At 38.8% G+C, this 16,283-nt stretch carries 15 protein-coding genes; 4 read left to right on the top strand and 11 right to left on the bottom strand.

The window, feature by feature from the left end; genetic code table 11:
- From J7E81_RS03105 to cyoE, 4 genes are all read right to left on the bottom strand, one after another.
- On the bottom strand, nt 1-627 hold the full coding sequence (locus tag J7E81_RS03105) for a cytochrome (ubi)quinol oxidase subunit III (RefSeq protein WP_215040665.1): 627 nt from the start codon (nt 625-627) through the stop codon (nt 1-3).
- Nucleotides 627-2,495 (bottom strand): cytochrome c oxidase subunit I, encoded by a 1,869-nt coding sequence (gene ctaD / locus J7E81_RS03100; RefSeq protein WP_215041199.1) that lies wholly within the window; start codon nt 2,493-2,495, stop codon nt 627-629. The genes J7E81_RS03105 and ctaD overlap by 1 nt, the downstream gene beginning before the upstream one ends.
- A gap of 28 nt (nt 2,496-2,523) precedes the next feature.
- Nucleotides 2,524-3,582, bottom strand: coding sequence for a cytochrome c oxidase subunit II (gene coxB, locus J7E81_RS03095; protein WP_215040664.1), 1,059 nt, complete (start codon nt 3,580-3,582; stop codon nt 2,524-2,526).
- A 196-nt stretch (nt 3,583-3,778) separates the two neighbouring features.
- The gene (gene cyoE, locus J7E81_RS03090) at nt 3,779-4,717 is read right to left on the bottom strand and encodes a heme o synthase (protein ID WP_251028410.1); all 939 of its coding nucleotides are present in this window, start codon (nt 4,715-4,717) and stop codon (nt 3,779-3,781) included.
- Between the two features lie 635 nt (nt 4,718-5,352).
- Here cyoE and J7E81_RS03085 point away from each other — a divergent pair.
- Entirely contained in the window at nt 5,353-6,261 is a 909-nt protein-coding gene (locus J7E81_RS03085) for a COX15/CtaA family protein (RefSeq protein WP_215040663.1), read from the top strand.
- 44 nt (nt 6,262-6,305) lie between these two features.
- On the opposite strand, the gene pyc is transcribed toward J7E81_RS03085, so the two are convergent.
- The 3 genes from pyc to J7E81_RS03070 form a co-directional block, all read right to left on the bottom strand.
- On the bottom strand, nt 6,306-9,749 hold the full coding sequence (gene pyc, locus J7E81_RS03080; RefSeq protein ID WP_215040662.1) for a pyruvate carboxylase: 3,444 nt from the start codon (nt 9,747-9,749) through the stop codon (nt 6,306-6,308).
- Between the two features lie 65 nt (nt 9,750-9,814).
- Nucleotides 9,815-11,023: an FtsW/RodA/SpoVE family cell cycle protein gene (locus tag J7E81_RS03075; RefSeq protein ID WP_215040661.1), complete on the bottom strand. Its 1,209-nt coding sequence runs from the start codon at nt 11,021-11,023 to the stop codon at nt 9,815-9,817.
- Nucleotides 11,024-11,210: 187 nt separating this feature from the next.
- Nucleotides 11,211-11,492, bottom strand: a complete 282-nt coding sequence (locus tag J7E81_RS03070; RefSeq protein WP_215040660.1) for an Fpa/YlaN family protein — start codon at nt 11,490-11,492, stop codon at nt 11,211-11,213.
- 236 nt (nt 11,493-11,728) lie between these two features.
- Here J7E81_RS03070 and J7E81_RS03065 point away from each other — a divergent pair, with 236 nt between their 5' ends.
- The gene (locus J7E81_RS03065; protein ID WP_215040659.1) at nt 11,729-12,226 is read left to right on the top strand and encodes a peptidyl-prolyl cis-trans isomerase; all 498 of its coding nucleotides are present in this window, start codon (nt 11,729-11,731) and stop codon (nt 12,224-12,226) included.
- Between the two features lie 68 nt (nt 12,227-12,294).
- On the opposite strand, the gene J7E81_RS03060 is transcribed toward J7E81_RS03065, so the two are convergent.
- A complete protein-coding gene (locus J7E81_RS03060) occupies nt 12,295-13,623 on the bottom strand; it encodes a PhoH family protein (RefSeq protein WP_215040658.1) in 1,329 nt (442 codons plus the stop codon).
- 210 nt (nt 13,624-13,833) lie between these two features.
- Between J7E81_RS03060 and J7E81_RS03055 the strand changes: the two genes are divergently transcribed.
- Nucleotides 13,834-14,421 carry a YhcN/YlaJ family sporulation lipoprotein gene (locus tag J7E81_RS03055; RefSeq protein WP_215040657.1) on the top strand — a complete coding sequence of 196 codons (588 nt, stop codon included), beginning with the start codon at nt 13,834-13,836 and terminating at the stop codon, nt 14,419-14,421.
- A 45-nt stretch (nt 14,422-14,466) separates the two neighbouring features.
- Here the strand turns inward: J7E81_RS03055 and J7E81_RS03050 are convergent, their stop codons facing one another.
- Complete coding sequence (locus J7E81_RS03050; protein ID WP_215040656.1) at nt 14,467-14,922, bottom strand: pyridoxamine 5'-phosphate oxidase family protein; 456 nt, start codon at nt 14,920-14,922, stop codon at nt 14,467-14,469.
- A gap of 168 nt (nt 14,923-15,090) precedes the next feature.
- On the opposite strand from J7E81_RS03050, the gene J7E81_RS03045 reads away from it, so the two are divergent.
- Entirely contained in the window at nt 15,091-15,291 is a 201-nt protein-coding gene (locus J7E81_RS03045; RefSeq protein ID WP_215040655.1) for a YlaI family protein, read from the top strand.
- Between the two features lie 351 nt (nt 15,292-15,642).
- Here the strand turns inward: J7E81_RS03045 and J7E81_RS03040 are convergent, their stop codons facing one another.
- Together J7E81_RS03040 and J7E81_RS03035 are read right to left on the bottom strand one after the other, a co-directional pair.
- Nucleotides 15,643-15,933, bottom strand: a complete 291-nt coding sequence (locus J7E81_RS03040) for a hypothetical protein (RefSeq protein ID WP_215040654.1) — start codon at nt 15,931-15,933, stop codon at nt 15,643-15,645.
- Nucleotide 15,934: 1 nt separating this feature from the next.
- On the bottom strand, nt 15,935-16,264 hold the full coding sequence (locus J7E81_RS03035) for a YlaH-like family protein (protein ID WP_215040653.1): 330 nt from the start codon (nt 16,262-16,264) through the stop codon (nt 15,935-15,937).
- Between the last annotated feature and the right edge of the window lie 19 nt (nt 16,265-16,283).

Below are 16,283 nucleotides of genomic sequence, written 5' to 3'. Positions count from 1 at the left end.
TTATCCCACCATCCCCATTAAATATACTACTGTAAAGATAAATACCCATACTACGTCAATAAAATGCCAATAAAGGCTGGCAACGTAAAATTTAGGTGCATTGTAAAGACTTAGCCCACGTTTAGAGTTCCGAATCATCAATGTTAGAATCCAACACAAACCAAATGCAACGTGCCCTCCGTGGAAACCAACAAGTGAATAGAAAGCGGAACCGAACGCGCTGCTGGTAAATTTATGACCTTCATGGACATAATTTGTAAATTCATAAACCTCACTGCCAAGGAAGCCAAGACCTAATAAAACGGTAACGCCCAGCCAAAGCATCATTTTTTTGAAGGCAAAATTTTTCATGTGATACATCGCATACACACTTGTAATCGAGCTGGTTAATAGCAGCATTGTCGCTATAAATGTGAGCGGTAGTTCAAATAGATCCTTTGCCAACGGCTGACTTGTATTCGGAACTTTATCCTTTAACGCTAGGTAGGTGGCAAAGAGAGAGGCGAATAAAACGGTCTCTCCCCCTAAGAATAACCAAAAACCAACAAATTTATTTTTTGCCTCAAGGGTCGATCTTTCCGGCTCAGCAGGCCATGTTTCAAAAGTCATTTTTTCTTCAGCGTGCATTATGCCTTAGCCCCCTTTTCTTCCTGCAATTCTTCTTTATGGATATGGAATCCATGATCATCTTTAACCGAACGAGTAAATAATGAACCAAAAGTGATTAGAAGCCCAATAATCATCACTGGTAATGCCCAGGACACTTTATCAACATGATACATTGCACCAAATGCTGCAATGAACAATCCTAATGCAATTACAAATGGGATAAATGAAGCGTTAGGCATATGAATATCACCAAGCGGCTCTGCAGGTGTCATGCCTTTTTTCCCTTCCATTTTTTCAATCCAATAAGCATCTAAACCACGAACTAATGGAAGCTGTTTAAAATTATAAAATGGCGGTGGTGATGGAATTGCCCATTCAAGCGTTCTGCCGTCACCCCATGGATCATTACCCACTTTAACATTTTTCACAGAAGTCATTACAACATTAATAAGCATGATGATTACTGCAATTGACATAAATCCGGCTCCAACAGAGCTGATCATATTGGCAGTTTCAAAACCTTGACCTGGAAGGTATGTGAAGACACGACGTGGCATGCCCCATAAACCTAGGAAATGCTGGATAAAGAAAGTTAAATGGAACCCAATGAAAAAGAACCAGAATGTAATTTTTCCTAACGTTTCATTTAACATCGTTCCAAACATTTTTGGCCACCAAAGATGTATGCCAGCAAAAATACCGAACACTACCCCACCAACAATAACATAGTGGAAGTGAGCAACAACAAAGTAAGTATCATGATATTGGTAGTCTGCTGTAGCAGCGGCGAGCATTACACCTGTAACCCCTCCCATAAGGAAGGTAGGGATAAAGGCAAAAGCCCAGTACATTGGAGTAGTAAATTTGATACTTCCTCCCCACATTGTAAACAACCAGTTAAAAATCTTGATACCCGTTGGTACCCCAATTGCCATTGTTGCCACGGCAAAAATAGCATTGGCAACAGGTCCTAAACCAGTTGTGAACATATGGTGTGCCCACACCATGAAACCTAAGAAACCAATTAACACAGTCGCAAAAACCATCGATGAATAACCGAAAAGACGTTTTCTTGAGAAAATCGGAAAGATTTCCGAGAAAATACCAAATGCAGGAAGAATTAAGATATACACCTCTGGGTGACCGAAAATCCAGAAAAGATGTTCCCAAATAACGGTATTTCCACCCATTGTTACATCAAAGAAATTACCTCCAAACAAGCGGTCAAACATCATTAAAGTCAAACCAACTGTTAATGGAGGAAATGCGAATAAAATTAATGCAGAAGCAACAAATGTTGTCCAAGTAAATAATGGCATCCTCATATAGGTCATACCAGGAGCACGCATGTTAATAATGGTAACAAGGAAATTGATACCACCGATTAATGTACCGATACCTGAAATCTGTAGTCCTAGTACATAAAAGTCAACCCCGTGGCCTTTAGAATGTAGAGCAAGTGATGCGTATGAGGTCCAGCCCGCATCAGGTGCACCGCCTAGGAACCATGATAGGTTAAGAAAGATTCCTCCGAAGAAGAATAACCAAAATCCTACCGCATTAACAAAAGGAAACGCTACGTCACGTGCACCAATTTGTAATGGCATTACAGCATTCATAAAACCAATTAGCAACGGCATAGCCGCTAAGAAAATCATTGTTGTTCCGTGCATCGTAAGAATTTCATTATATGCACCTGCACTAACAAAATCATTATTAGGTACAGCAAGCTGGATACGGATAAAAACCGCCTCTAGTCCTCCGACTAAGAAGAAAAATCCGCCTGCAATAAAGTATAGGATGGCAATTTTTTTATGGTCGACAGTTGTTAAATAATCCCATAAGGTTGCGCCAAATCCCTTTTTTTGAGCAATGGTACTCACAATTTTACCTCCCTTTCAACCAATTCCCCTATTATTCCTGAACCTTTAAGCCCATTAGATATTCTGCAACGGCATCAATTTGGTCATCAGTCAAGTTTCCGTATTTACCAGTCATCATATTACCTGGTTTATAGGTTTCAGGATTTTTGATCCAGTTCTTTACCTCTTCTTTATTATGGTCAAGAATACCGGCAACTCGAGATCTGTCACCAAAGTTAGTCAAGTTAGGTGCAACACGTGCAGTATCTGGCATTTTGTTAGCTGGTGTAACAGCATGACAGCCAATACAGCTTTTATTGAAAATTTCTTGACCTTGAGCTGCTAAATCATTGGTAGCTTTTTGCGGCTCTTTTACATTCTGCATGTCAGAAACCCAAGCATCAAATTTATCACGGCTCATCGCTTTCACTTTAAAGTCCATTAAAGCATGTGAAGGTCCGCAAAGCTCAGCACATTTTCCATAGAAAAGATTACCGGCTTCATTTGCACGTTTATCATCGAATTCCAGCCAAAACTTATTGGCATTATCTGTGTTGGTATCGATTTTGCCGCCAACAGCCGGAATCCAGAACGAGTGTTTAACATCCATAGATTTTAAATTAAAATAAACTTTTTCATCTGTAGGAACCACTAATTCCTGACTTGTTACAATTTTTTGACCAGGATATTCAAAATCCCACCAATATAAATGCGAACGTACATTTACAATAAGTGCTTTTGTATTCTTCTTGTCCATCGGGCTCACATCAGCAAGCTTAAATGTGGACGCAACTGTTGGAACAGCCAAAATGAGTAGTAATAATATCGGAATCGTAGTCCAGATAATTTCTAAACGATGACTTCCTTCAACTTGTTTTGGGATTTTTTCGTCTTTTCTTCTAAAACGGAGAAATACCAAAACAAAGATTACTACTACTACTAGGATTACTCCTACCATGATATAGGTACTTAACTTCATTAAATCATATTCTGTGTCTGCAACTTCTCCAGCTGGATTTAACGCTGATAAATATGGTTTCCCACACCCGGAGAGTACAAGCGCTAAAATCGCAAACAACGAAATCAAACGCCACTTTGCAAGCCTTTTCATAGCTTAATCAATCCCCTCTTTCACTGATAAAATCAAATAAATATTGTTGGTCAAAGAAGTATGTAGGATGGTTCACTCCTTCGTTAGCGACTGACAGTAACAGCTTTAAATCTTAGTATATGTAACCGTCATCAATCATCTAATAGGAAAAGAAAGTAAAGACTTCCTATCTCCCGGAATGAACCTAGGGGCAAAACTAAATTAATGTAACTATAACCATCGCCACAAAAATAATCGTTAAATATTGCAAAGAATAGACAAACATTAGTTTCGCCCACTTAATGTCATCTTTGACCTTATATCCATAAATCCCCAATGCTAACCAGCCGACATTAAGCGCGGTAGCTAGAATCAGAAATGGGATTCCTAACTTAGTAAGAAAAAACGGAATTGGCAGAAGTAATGCCACCCAAACCAAAATGTGAATCTTAGTTGTTTTAAAGCCTTTAACCACCGGAAGCATAGGAACTCCTGCGGCTCTATATTCTTTGACTCTTCTCATTGCAAGAGCATAGAAATGAGGTGGCTGCCAAACAAACATTAAAACAAACAATGCCCAAGCCATAATATCTAGATTAGCATCCACTGCTGCCCATCCAATTAACGGTGGTACTGCACCTGAGATGCTTCCAATAATCGTGTTTGATACCAGTTGACGCTTGGACCATAGTGTATAGAGAAAAACATAACTAAAAACTCCAAGCAGTCCAATTACTGTTGCAGTTACTGTAGTAAAGAATAAACACAGTGTCCCCAGTCCAATAAGCAAAATACCAAGAACTAAGACTTTTACAGGCATTACCTTCCCTGTGACAGTAGGTCTTGTTTTCGTTCTCTCCATTAAATGGTCAATATCCCGGTCAACATAATTATTAATGGCACATGAACCAGCAATAATGAGGGAAGAACCAACTACTGTAAAAAACATAATATCTAAATTATCTAAAAAACTTTGACCTGAGAAATGAATCGCCAGCCATAGACCAGTAAATGTGGTAATTAAATTGGAATTAACAATTCCTATTTTAATAAGGGCCATGAAGTCCTTCCAGACGGTCGTTTTTTCGATGGTTCCATGCAGACTTGCAGCACCATTTTCAATGGCTGAATCACCATAAGTCTTAGAGTTGGACATTTCTTTTCCTCCTAATCCTACTAACAAATATTCACCAATTAAGGGACATAAATACCTTCCTGATTTTTTAAATATATAGCACTGATATAAAATTAAAGAAAGGAATCTTTTACTTCTAGTAAGTTCTATAACATAAAAAGTATTTTCACTTTTAAAATCCTTCATTTTCTAAAACACTTTCTCTGTATATTAAATCACACTTTTTGGTATTTTTGTGAACTTTTTTTGAATAATTTTAGACTAAATTGTGAAAAAACAAAAGTTAACGTGGTTCCAGACACTTTTAAGCATTTACTCTCTATTAGTATGAGGCATCTTAAGGAAAGCAGATTAAAACCGATCAATTTGTTTGTTTTTTGTTCTTTTATTTGGACTTTTAACATTGTTCATACATCAACTTTACTACCTTCAAATTTAGATTCAAGCCTTTTGACTATTTTCACTATAATAATAGGGAAATATAGTTATTATTCATCTTCCATTTATTATTTAATTATTGTCAGCTAAAATTCTGTTCTTTTTTAACTATTTTCGTTATGATAAATAGGGACTTTTAAATCTAGTTACGTTTTTATTTATTATACTGTCAGGTTTAACCAATGACAAATTATTGAACTTTTTAAGAGGTGAATTTTTTGCGGCGTTCTTTGAAGTGGTTGGCGGTTGCAACCACAATCGTTATGATTTTTATTCTACTTGGCGGTGCCTTGGTTACAAAGACTGGGTCTGGGATGGGGTGTGGAAGATCCTGGCCTTTATGCGAGGGCAAATTTGTTCCCTCGGAAATAACTCCACAACTAGTAATAGAGCTTGCTCATCGGCTTGTCTCAGGTGTTGGAGGTATAATGGTTCTCGGCCTTTCGGTTTGGTCATGGAAGGCAATTGGGCATATTAGAGAGACTAAATTTCTTTCATTGCTGTCAGTTATCTTTTTACTCTTACAAGGATTAATAGGAGCTGCTGCTGTATTATGGGGGCAATCAGGTTTTGTCCTTGCCTTGCATTTTGGAATATCCCTTGTTTCCTTTGCTGCTGTATTCTTATTAACTCTGCTTATCTTTGAAGTCGATAAGAAATTTGATGCCGATAAGGTAATCATCGATAAAAGAATGGGCTTTCATATTTTGGGGGTCTCCATCTACAGTTATCTCGTCATCTATACAGGGGCATTAGTCCGCCATATGAAAGCGAGTCTGGTTTGCCTTGACTGGCCTTTCTGTTCAAATGACAAATTTTCATTACCCTCAGACATATACCAATGGGTGCAAATGGGGCACCGCACTGCAGCAGGGTTAATTTTTATCTGGATTGCTTATATATTTTACCTTGCCGTACGTCACTATAAAGAGCAGAAGGTGCTTTATTGGGGCTGGATGATTGCATTCATCCTTGTTACCTTACAAGTGATTGCTGGTGCGTTTATCATCTTTAGCCTGTTAAACTTGTATATTGCACTATTGCATGCTTTTTTTATCACCTGTTTATTTGGAGTATTAAGTTATTTCCTTCTTTTGTATTCGCGATCACGTCGGAATCAGCATTAAAAAAAGTTGCCGGTAGCTACCGGCAACTTTTTTATTTCTTTAATTTATGCTTTTGTCAGTTCTAGTAAGAGATCTCCTGTCTGAATAGCATCTCCGCTTTTCACGTAAAGGTCTTTTACAATACCTGAAAATGGCGCTTGTACAGTTGTCTCCATTTTCATCGCTTCTGTGATCAGTAAATGATCTCCACGTTCTACTTTCTCTCCTCGTTCTACTAAAACCTTAATGACAGTGCCCGGCATTGAGGCGGAGAGATGTTCATCGTTTTTCATATCTCCCTTTAATCTTGATACAACCGTCGCTTTAATACTCTCATCTTTGATCGATACTTCGCGCGGCTGTCCATTTAGTTCAAAATAAACCACTCTTGTCCCGTCAGCCTGGGGCTGACCAATCGAAACTAACTTAACAATCAGGGTCTTACCTTTTTCAATTTCCACCTCGATTTCTTCACCTAGTCTCATCCCATAAAGGAAAGTGGGTGTATCCAGCATGGAAATATTTCCGTAACGTTCGATTGCCCTGATATACTCTATAAATACCTTTGGATAGAGGGCATAAGATAAAATTTCAAAATCAGTAACTTGTCTGCCAAGTTCTTCAAACAGCTCTTCCTTAAGCTTTTCAAAATTTACATTCTCAAGCAATTCACCAGGTCGAACTTCTAATGGCTTCTTTCCTTTTAGGATGACTTTTTGAAGTTCTTCAGGAAATCCACCGTATGGCTGCCCCAAATATCCTTCAAATAATTCAACAACAGAGTCAGGGAAATCAAGACTGTCCCCCTTTAAGAGGACATCTTCCTCCGTTATTTCATTTTGCACCATAAATAAGGCCATATCCCCGACAACCTTTGAGGAAGGGGTAACTTTGACAATGTCCCCAAACATTTTATTAACTCGGGAATACATTTCTTTTACATCATCCCATTGATCCCCAAGCCCAACTGCTTTAGCCTGCTGCTGAAGATTGCTATATTGCCCGCCCGGCATTTCATGCTGGTACACTTCTGAATGAGGAGACATCATTCCGCTTTCAAAATCATGATACACTTTGCGAACATCCTCCCAGTAATAGGAAAGCTTCTCAAGGGCCTCAATGTTTACTTGTGGTTTTCTCGTATTTCCCTCAAGTGCATAAAATAAGGAGTTAGCACTTGGCTGCGATGTCAATCCAGCCATTGTACTTAGAGCCGTATCAACAATATCAACTCCGCCATCTATTGCACGTGCATACGTAAAAATTCCATTTCCACTTGTATCGTGGGTATGGAGATGGATTGGGATATCGACAGTTGCTTTTAATTCGGATACTAACCGATACGCTGCCTCCGGCTTTAACAGACCAGCCATATCTTTTATTGCCAGTATATGTGCACCTTGCTGCTCCAACTCTTTTGCTAATGTTCGGTAATAGTCAAGATTATACTTTACTCTTGTTGGATCCAAGATATCTCCTGTATAACAGATCGCTGCCTCGGCAATTTTTCCGGACTGGCGGACTGCATCAATGGCAACTTCCATCCCCTTCACCCAGTTTAAACTGTCAAAAATCCGGAAAACATCAATGCCTGCTGCAGCGGATTGATTGATAAATTCACGGATTAAGTTGTCTGGATAGTTCTTATAACCCACTGCATTTGCACCGCGGAACAACATTTGAAAAAGAACATTGGGAATTTTTTCTCGAAGCGTTAATAAGCGGTCCCACGGGTCTTCCTTTAGGAACCTATAGGCAACATCAAAGGTGGCCCCGCCCCACATCTCAAACGAAAATAAATTCGGTAATAATTTGGCTGTTTCCTCGGCAATATGCACAATATCAGTTGTCCGCATTCTCGTCGCTAATAGGGACTGATGGGCATCCCGATAGGTTGTATCTGTTAATAATACTTGCTTTTGATTTTTTATCCATTGGACAAGTCCATCAGGTCCATCTTTATCCAAAATCTGCTTTGTCCCATCTTGATAGGGGACATCAAATTTTAGCGCCGGAATTCTAGGTTGAGTGAAAACAGGTCTTTTCTTTTTTTCAATCCCAGGAAAACCATTTACTGTAACATTTCCAATGTAGCTTAATAATTTAGTTCCTCTATCTTTACTAACGGGAAAAATAAATAATTCCGGTGTTGTATCAATAAACGAAGTATCATATTCACCATTTCTAAACTTCTCATGCTTGACGACATTTTCTAGGAATTGAATATTGGTCTTGATTCCTCTTATCCTAAACTCCTGTAAATTACGAACCATCTTTGCTGCTGCTTGTTCAAACGTTAATGCCCATGTTGATAGCTTCACAAGCAAAGAATCGTAATAAGGTGTGATTACTGCTCCTTGAAAACCATTCCCCGCATCCAGACGTACGCCAAATCCCCCGCCTGATCGATAAGCCATGATTTTTCCTGTATCAGGCATAAAATTGTTGAGCGGGTCTTCTGTGGTAACCCTTGATTGAATAGCAAAACCATTCAACTTTATTTTCTCTTGTGCAGGAATACCTATAATAGGGCCATGCAGTTCATGCCCTTCGGCTATTAATATTTGCGTTTGAACGATATCAACTCCAGTAACTAACTCCGTTACAGTATGCTCCACTTGTACGCGCGGATTCACCTCAATGAAATAATAATCATTACCAGAAACAAGAAATTCAACTGTACCTGCATTTAAATATTGTACGTTGCTCATTAATTTTACTGCTGCTTGACAGATCGAGTTCCGCAGGTCTTCAGAAATCGATACACTTGGAGCTACCTCCACTACTTTTTGGTGCCGCCTTTGAACCGAACAGTCGCGATCGTAGAGATGCACCATGTTCCCATGCTGGTCCCCGATGATTTGAACCTCAATATGCTTGGGATTTTCAATGAATTTTTCCACATACACTTCATCATTTCCAAAAGCAGCTTTAGCCTCAGATTTTGCTCGTTCAAAGGCATCACGCACATCCGCACTGTTTTTAACAATTCTCATCCCGCGTCCGCCTCCGCCTAATGAGGCTTTGATAATAATAGGGAAGCCGTGTGCAGCAGCAAATTCCTCCACCTCGCTAGTCTCATTTACAGGACCGTTACTGCCTGGAATGACAGGAATATGGGCGAGTTCGGCCTGGGTTCTTGCTTTTACTTTGTCCCCAAACATATCCAAGTGGTTAGAAGCAGGTCCAATAAATATAATCCCCTCTTCTTCACAGCGTCTAGCAAAATGAATGTTTTCTGATAAGAAGCCATAACCAGGGTGAATCGCATTCACACCGCTTTTTTTAGCAATGGCAATAATCCCATCAATGTCTAAATAGGCATCGATTGGTTTTTTTCCTTCACCTACTAAATAGGCCTCATCTGCTTTATATCGATGATAAGAGCCCGAGTCTTCTTTCGAATAAATAGCAACTGTCCGAATATTCAGTTCAGTACAAGCACGAAAAACCCTAATCGCAATCTCCCCACGATTAGCAACCAATATTTTATTAATCTGTCTAGTCATGAAACGCACCTCGTATTCTATGTATTTTTAAAAACGCAAGGGAACTTAATTCCCCAGCGTTTTCATTAAAGATAATAAACCTTTCCATCCTCAGTCTTAAGCTTTTTGTCAGTTTGGCCTTGTTTATTTTTATATTTACTTTCATATTTCACAAACATCGAAACATTTACAAGTATGCCAGTAGCCCCTGCAAGCATTAACAGCGATGACCCGCCATAACTGATAAAAGGAAGCGGTACACCGGTCAGTGGAATAACACCAGATACCCCTGCCAAGTTAATAAAAGACTGAATGCCAATCATACTAGAGATACCAAATGCTAATAAACTGCCAAACGGGTCTTTGCATTTCATCCCGATATGAATTCCGCGTAAAACAATATAGGAGAGGAGGAGAATAACAAAACCCACACCCCAAATACCTAATTCTTCGGCAATGATAGCCATAATAAAGTCCGTATGGGACTCTGGCAGATACCCTAGTTTTTGAATACTTTTTCCCAGACCGAGTCCATTTACTCCGCCCGAGCCAATCGCAATAAATGAATTCGCCAAATGGAAGCCGGCATCCTTTACATATTTTTCATCAAAAGGATTGCCCATTACTTCAAAACGGCTCATTTGTTCCGGTGAAAATAGTTTTCCCCAGGAGACAAGAATAAGCGGCAGGGCAACGATAAGAACCATTAAAGCTAATTTCGAGATGGTTTTTAAATTCATACCAGAGGCGATAATAATGGTACAGGCAATCGCTGCAATAATCACAGCTGTCCCAAAGTCTGGCTGAGCGGCAATCATAGCACAGACAATAAATAGATATACTAAAGGCGGAAGTACCCCCTTATTGAACTGGTTAATATACGGTTGTTTTTTTGCATAAACTGATGCCAAATAGATGATGACACCCAGTTTTACAAATTCAGATGGCTGTAAAAGAAAGGAGCCAATTTGATACCAGCTTTGGGCATTGTTCTTTACTTGTCCAAAAACAAAAAGGCCTAGTAATGAAACAATTGAGGCAATGACCATTGGTGCCTGAAACCATTTCGTAAAATTCATTATTTTATAAGGAACTAATGCTGTTATGAGAAAGATTACAGCAAAGAATAATAAAAATATTTTTTGCCTTTGGTAGAAAAAGTCAGGTTTTACTTGGTACCGTTGGACTGCGTAGGCCATACTTGCACTATAGATCATCACAAGTCCAAACGCACACAAAAGGATTATGGCAATAATCAACGTATAATCATATGATTTTACTATTTTTTTCAGCATTTAAGACGTCCTCATTTTCAAAAATTGATAGAATACCATTCTATTATAATAGAAAATACGCGGCAATACTTGAGGAAATTCTCCTTTGTTACAATATTTTAATAATGAAGAGTTAAAATATTATTTCTGTTATGTATAATAAAAAACCCAAACATTACTATGTATTGTTTGAGTTCTTATTTATACATTATTTTTTTAAGGACGCATCATGAAGAGCAGACAATTCTCTCTCTAATTGATCTAAAATTGTCTTCCCATCCTTACCATCTATTAAGCCTAATCGTACAGCAAAGTCTATTTCTCTTGAAAGGCCAAACATTTGTGTATCCAATACCTCTTCATAAAGAGGGCATTGAGGCATCGTGAGATTGTCCATTTGCACTTTGATAAGCTTTAATATCTTTTCAGCGTCAGCCTGGAGCAAGGCATAGGCTTTTTCATGGTGATTCACGATCATTTCAGACGCCAACATTGATCCCCCCATTTCAGAGCGATAATTCAACTTATCTATAAATTTTACCGTTTACACCACGAAATTGCAAGAACAATGACAAAAGGAGTTACTTTTATGACAATAAAGCAAAAAAAAGCTATACTAAGAAAGCGGTATTATAATGATTGATATTCAAATATAGGTTTTTTCGTAAAAGTTAGTGGTTATGGAAAGACAAACGCCCAAAAGGCAAGATTTGAGGGGGATGGATGATGGAAAACATTTTAACTATAACAGGGAATGTAAAATTTACAATTACGCTTGATCCCGGAGTTTGGATTTTTGACGACCGCCGGGTTGATTTAACCACTTACTTCTCACAAGTAAAGGAGACTTCCGATTCCGTCGAGGCCTACACAAAGGCAGTCTCTAAACACTGGGACCGTGAAATAATGGAAGGGGCAATTTATCCGCCAACATTAAAGACCGAAAAGAAATTTGAAAAAGAAAAGGTATTGACAGGTACTTTCGGAATTCCATTTAAACCTTTTTTGTTAAATTCGGAGCCAGCTCCTGAAGCGAAAAGCTTGATTGTTCACACCACAACGGAGGAAATTGAGTTTCCACTGGAAACGGCATATAACCTTATATTAGGTTACTCAAAAAATGGGAAACCATTAACTTCTAATGGCCCCGTCCATATTTATTATGGTGATGGCTCTAATAAAGATACCCCCATTACAAATGTAACCAGATTTACCATTAAATAAGCACATTTTGTAATTCCTGCATAAACGGGTGCCAATTGGCACCCGTTTATAATAGGTGCAGCTCTCTCCTAAAGCAAATCAGCTGCCAAGCGTGCCAAGCCTGAGCGTTCCCCTTTTAGCAACTTAACGTGTCCCGAAATTTCCTGGTCTTTAAATTTCTCTACTACATACGTTAATCCATTGTTATAGGCATCAAGATATGGATGGTCAATCTGTTCAGGATCCCCCATTAATACAATCTTACTGCCTTCTCCTACCCTTGTTAAAATGGTTTTCACTTCATGCTTGGTTAAGTTTTGTGCCTCATCGATAATAATAAACTGCTTTGGCAGGCTTCGACCGCGGATATAGGTTAATGCCTCTACCTCAATGGAGCCCATGCCGGCTAAAATTGCATCAAGCTCTCCTGGCTTCTTCGTATTAAATAGATATTCTAAGTTATCGTAAATGGGCTGCATCCAAGGTCTGAGTTTTTCTTGTTTTTCTCCTGGCAAAAATCCAAGATCTTTTCCCACAGGCACAATCGGTCTTGCCACCAAAAGCTTTTTGTATTCTCTAAAATCCTCCGTTTGCATCAAACCAGATGCAAGTGCAAGCAAGGTTTTCCCTGTTCCAGCTTTACCAGTTAAGGTAACAAGCGGGATATCCTTTCGTAACAATAATTCAATCGCCATCGTCTGTTGCACGTTACGTGAGTGTATTCCCCATACATGCTCTTGATTTAATGTTAACTTTTTTACTTTCTTACTGGTTTTATCAACCATTCCGATTGCGGAAGCAGAACTGCCAAGGATATCCTTCATGATTAGGAATTGATTTGGATAGAACGGATGGTTAGCTACCTCAGAAAGTGATAACTCGCCTTTTTCATAAAAACGGCCTAATAATTCAATCGGAAGCTGTAATTCAAAAAAACCTGTATAAATATGTTCCACTTCAACCACTCTGTCATTTAAAAAGTCCTCTGCTGTTAGCCCAATCGCATCTGCTTTTACTCGTACTAACGCATCCTTGCTAACGATTATTACTGGCTTACCATTTTCTTTTGCTTGTTCCTCTAAGTATAAATTCTTTGCCACTGCTAGGATCCGATTATCATTTGTTTTTTCTACAAATATATCTTGTAGTTCGTGGAAAGATCGGTGGTTTAACTCGATCCTAATGGTTCCCCCATTCTCAAGAGGAATTTTTTCATAAAGTTTTCCTTCGGCCCGTAAACCATCAATCAAACGCGAAACCTGCCGGGCATTTCTGCCAACTTCATCCATATATCTTTTCTTTGAGTCCACTTCTTCAAGGACCACTGCGGGAATCACAACTTCATTGTCTTCAAACGAATAAATGGAATACGGGTCTTGGAGCAAGACATTTGTATCTAACACGTATATTTTACTCAAAGCAACGCCTCCTGGTTCACTGGTGTATGGCTTGTTAAATTAGTTTCAACAACCCTTTGCTAGATTGGACTTTGGTAAAATATATGTTTATTGGAATAAAGATAGAAGACGTTCCGCACAATAATTGTTATTAGGACAATATAACTTGTATGAGAGTCTACTGTTCAAGCCCATTTAACCAGCAATAAGTCATCTAGGAGGTGGATTATATTGAAAAAAAATCTTTTAATAACTGCCATCAGTTTACTTTTAACAGGCTGCAGCATTGCGGATCATAAGGAGAATGCCAATAGCGGCAATCAACTAGTGAACGTTAAGAACAGTTATATTAACCACGTAGACCGGAAATCCGGGCAGGAAATTTCCAAACGTCTCGTTGAGCTTGCAACTAGTATTCCAAACGTGTCGGATGCAACGGCAGTAGTTTTGGGAAAATATGCCATTGTTGGAATTGATGTCGATGCGAAAATTGATCGTTCACAGGTTGGCTCCATTAAGTATTCTGTTGCAGAAAGTTTAAGAAAGGATCCATATGGGGCCAATGCGATTGTTGTGGCAGATGCCGACACCAATCAGCGTTTACGGGAAATACAAGCCGATATTAAAAAAGGAAGGCCCATACGCGGGATTATGGAGGAACTGGCCGATGTAGCAGGTCGATTAATACCTGAAGTACCTGGCGATTTAATCACACCAAGTCCGAAAAACGCAACTGAAAAACCGGACCGAAAGCTTAAAGGTAAGGAAGAAAAGAAACTCAATGAAGAACAAGAGGACCAATCCAATCACTACAAGTAAAACATGCAGCATTCACCCATCATATACAAAAAAGCTTAGTTTTCACTAAGCTTTTTTCATTGCATCCATGACTTGCTTATCAAGTCTTTCAGCCGCTTTCTTATCATAGGTTTTATCATACTGAACTTCTGTCACAATTTTGGATCCGTAAAACATAACATCTCTCACTTCATTAATTAAAACTTCTACCATTGCCAATTTCAATGGAACATCTTGTAATCGTTCTTCTTTAACACGCGCTTGCCCCTGAATCGAGTAAGTAGATTCATTTGCAATTAAATTAATCACTACTTGATTATTTTTATTGATATTTTCTAAAATCCTAGAACGATTATCAACCGCAAAATAAATGGTGCCTTCGTCTTTAGCCAGCACCCAGGATATTGCACTCACATTCGGACCGCCTGTTTCATAATCAATCGTAGCCAAAGTGACGAAGCGTTCTTTTTGCAGTTCATCAAATAATGGCTGAATTAGCTTTGGTTCTACTTGATTTGCCATATTACACAACCCCTTTAATTATTCCTATAAAAAACAGATATTCTCATATTACTACTATCCCTATTTTTCATCAACTCTAACCAATTGATTTACCAGTAGTTGAATTGTCATGGTATACTATAATACAAACATTCTGTTATTCGAAAGAAGAATGAAAGAGGTGCTTGAATGAGAGTCAAATGTGTGATTTGCGATAAGATCGAACCTATAGACGATGAATCCTTAATTGCTAAACGACTTCGGAATCGTCCCATTCATACATATATGTGTAATGACTGCAGTGTTAGAATTGCTGACAAAACAAATGCACGAAGGGATTCAGGTAATTTCCACTTATACCGTCCCAAATCTGATAAGGATGAATGGTGAGTATTAGTTAGTGAATCAAATATAAAACGCTTGTATACCAACGTATACAAGCGTTCTTTATTTTAGGCTGTGTTAATCTTGAATGTTGATTTCCACTCCAGGCGGCTTCGCTTTCCGCGGGCGTGCCGGGGAGCCTCCTCGGCGCATGTGCGCCTGTGGGGTCTCCCCTGCCCCGTACTCCCGCAGGACTTTGAATTTGCATCCTCGAATCCGCACACGCACGAAGGAAATGCGATAGCATTTTCGAGGAGTCTTCGCCGCCTTCCGCTCCAATCAACATGCTAAAAATCAACAATAACCTTAACACAACTTATTTTAAATATCCAGCTGCAGCTCTACAGTTCTGCAGCTTTAATCATTCGGATAGTCCTTATACTTTTCGGGCTCTTGATTAATTTGGTTGATCATGATTTCAATTAATTCGCGGGGATAACGACCCTTTTTCGTTTCCTCTCCCTGTTGATACGAAATATAATACATCAGATCATCTTTTGTTATTTCGATAGTGGAGACAGAATGCTGTGTAGTGAGCATTTCCTCAAAGAAATCAAGTGTTTCAATCGCTGCTCTGTCATCAGGGCGGGCATCACAAACCACTTTTATCGTGAGCCAATTATAAAGTGCATCCTGTAAGGATTGCATTCTATTCCCCCCCTGCTGCTTCACTATTCGCCTGTTTTTTCGATTGATGGAGACGGATTTTATAAATGATTAATAATACCGCCGCGACACCCAAACCTTCCGCAATTGGTAATGCGTAAGAGAAAAACAGCAACATTAAGCATCCAATACATAGGCTGAAATAGATTACAATATTTTTGCCAAGGGGCAGCTTTTTTGCAAAACCTAAACGATAAACAATGACTGATAAAATAACAATAAAGATATATTGTAAAATAACACCAGTTTCAATATCGTTCGTAAGTTCAATAAAAAATCTTAAACTGGGAGAGAAAGATTTTAATTCTTCCACGGGTTTGCACCTCTCAATT

The organism is Bacillus sp. ISL-18 (genome assembly GCF_018613415.1).
GTDB lineage: Bacteria > Bacillota > Bacilli > Bacillales > Cytobacillaceae > Neobacillus.
Note: the sequence above shows the minus strand (reverse complement) of the source record. Positions and strands in the feature narration are given on the sequence as shown.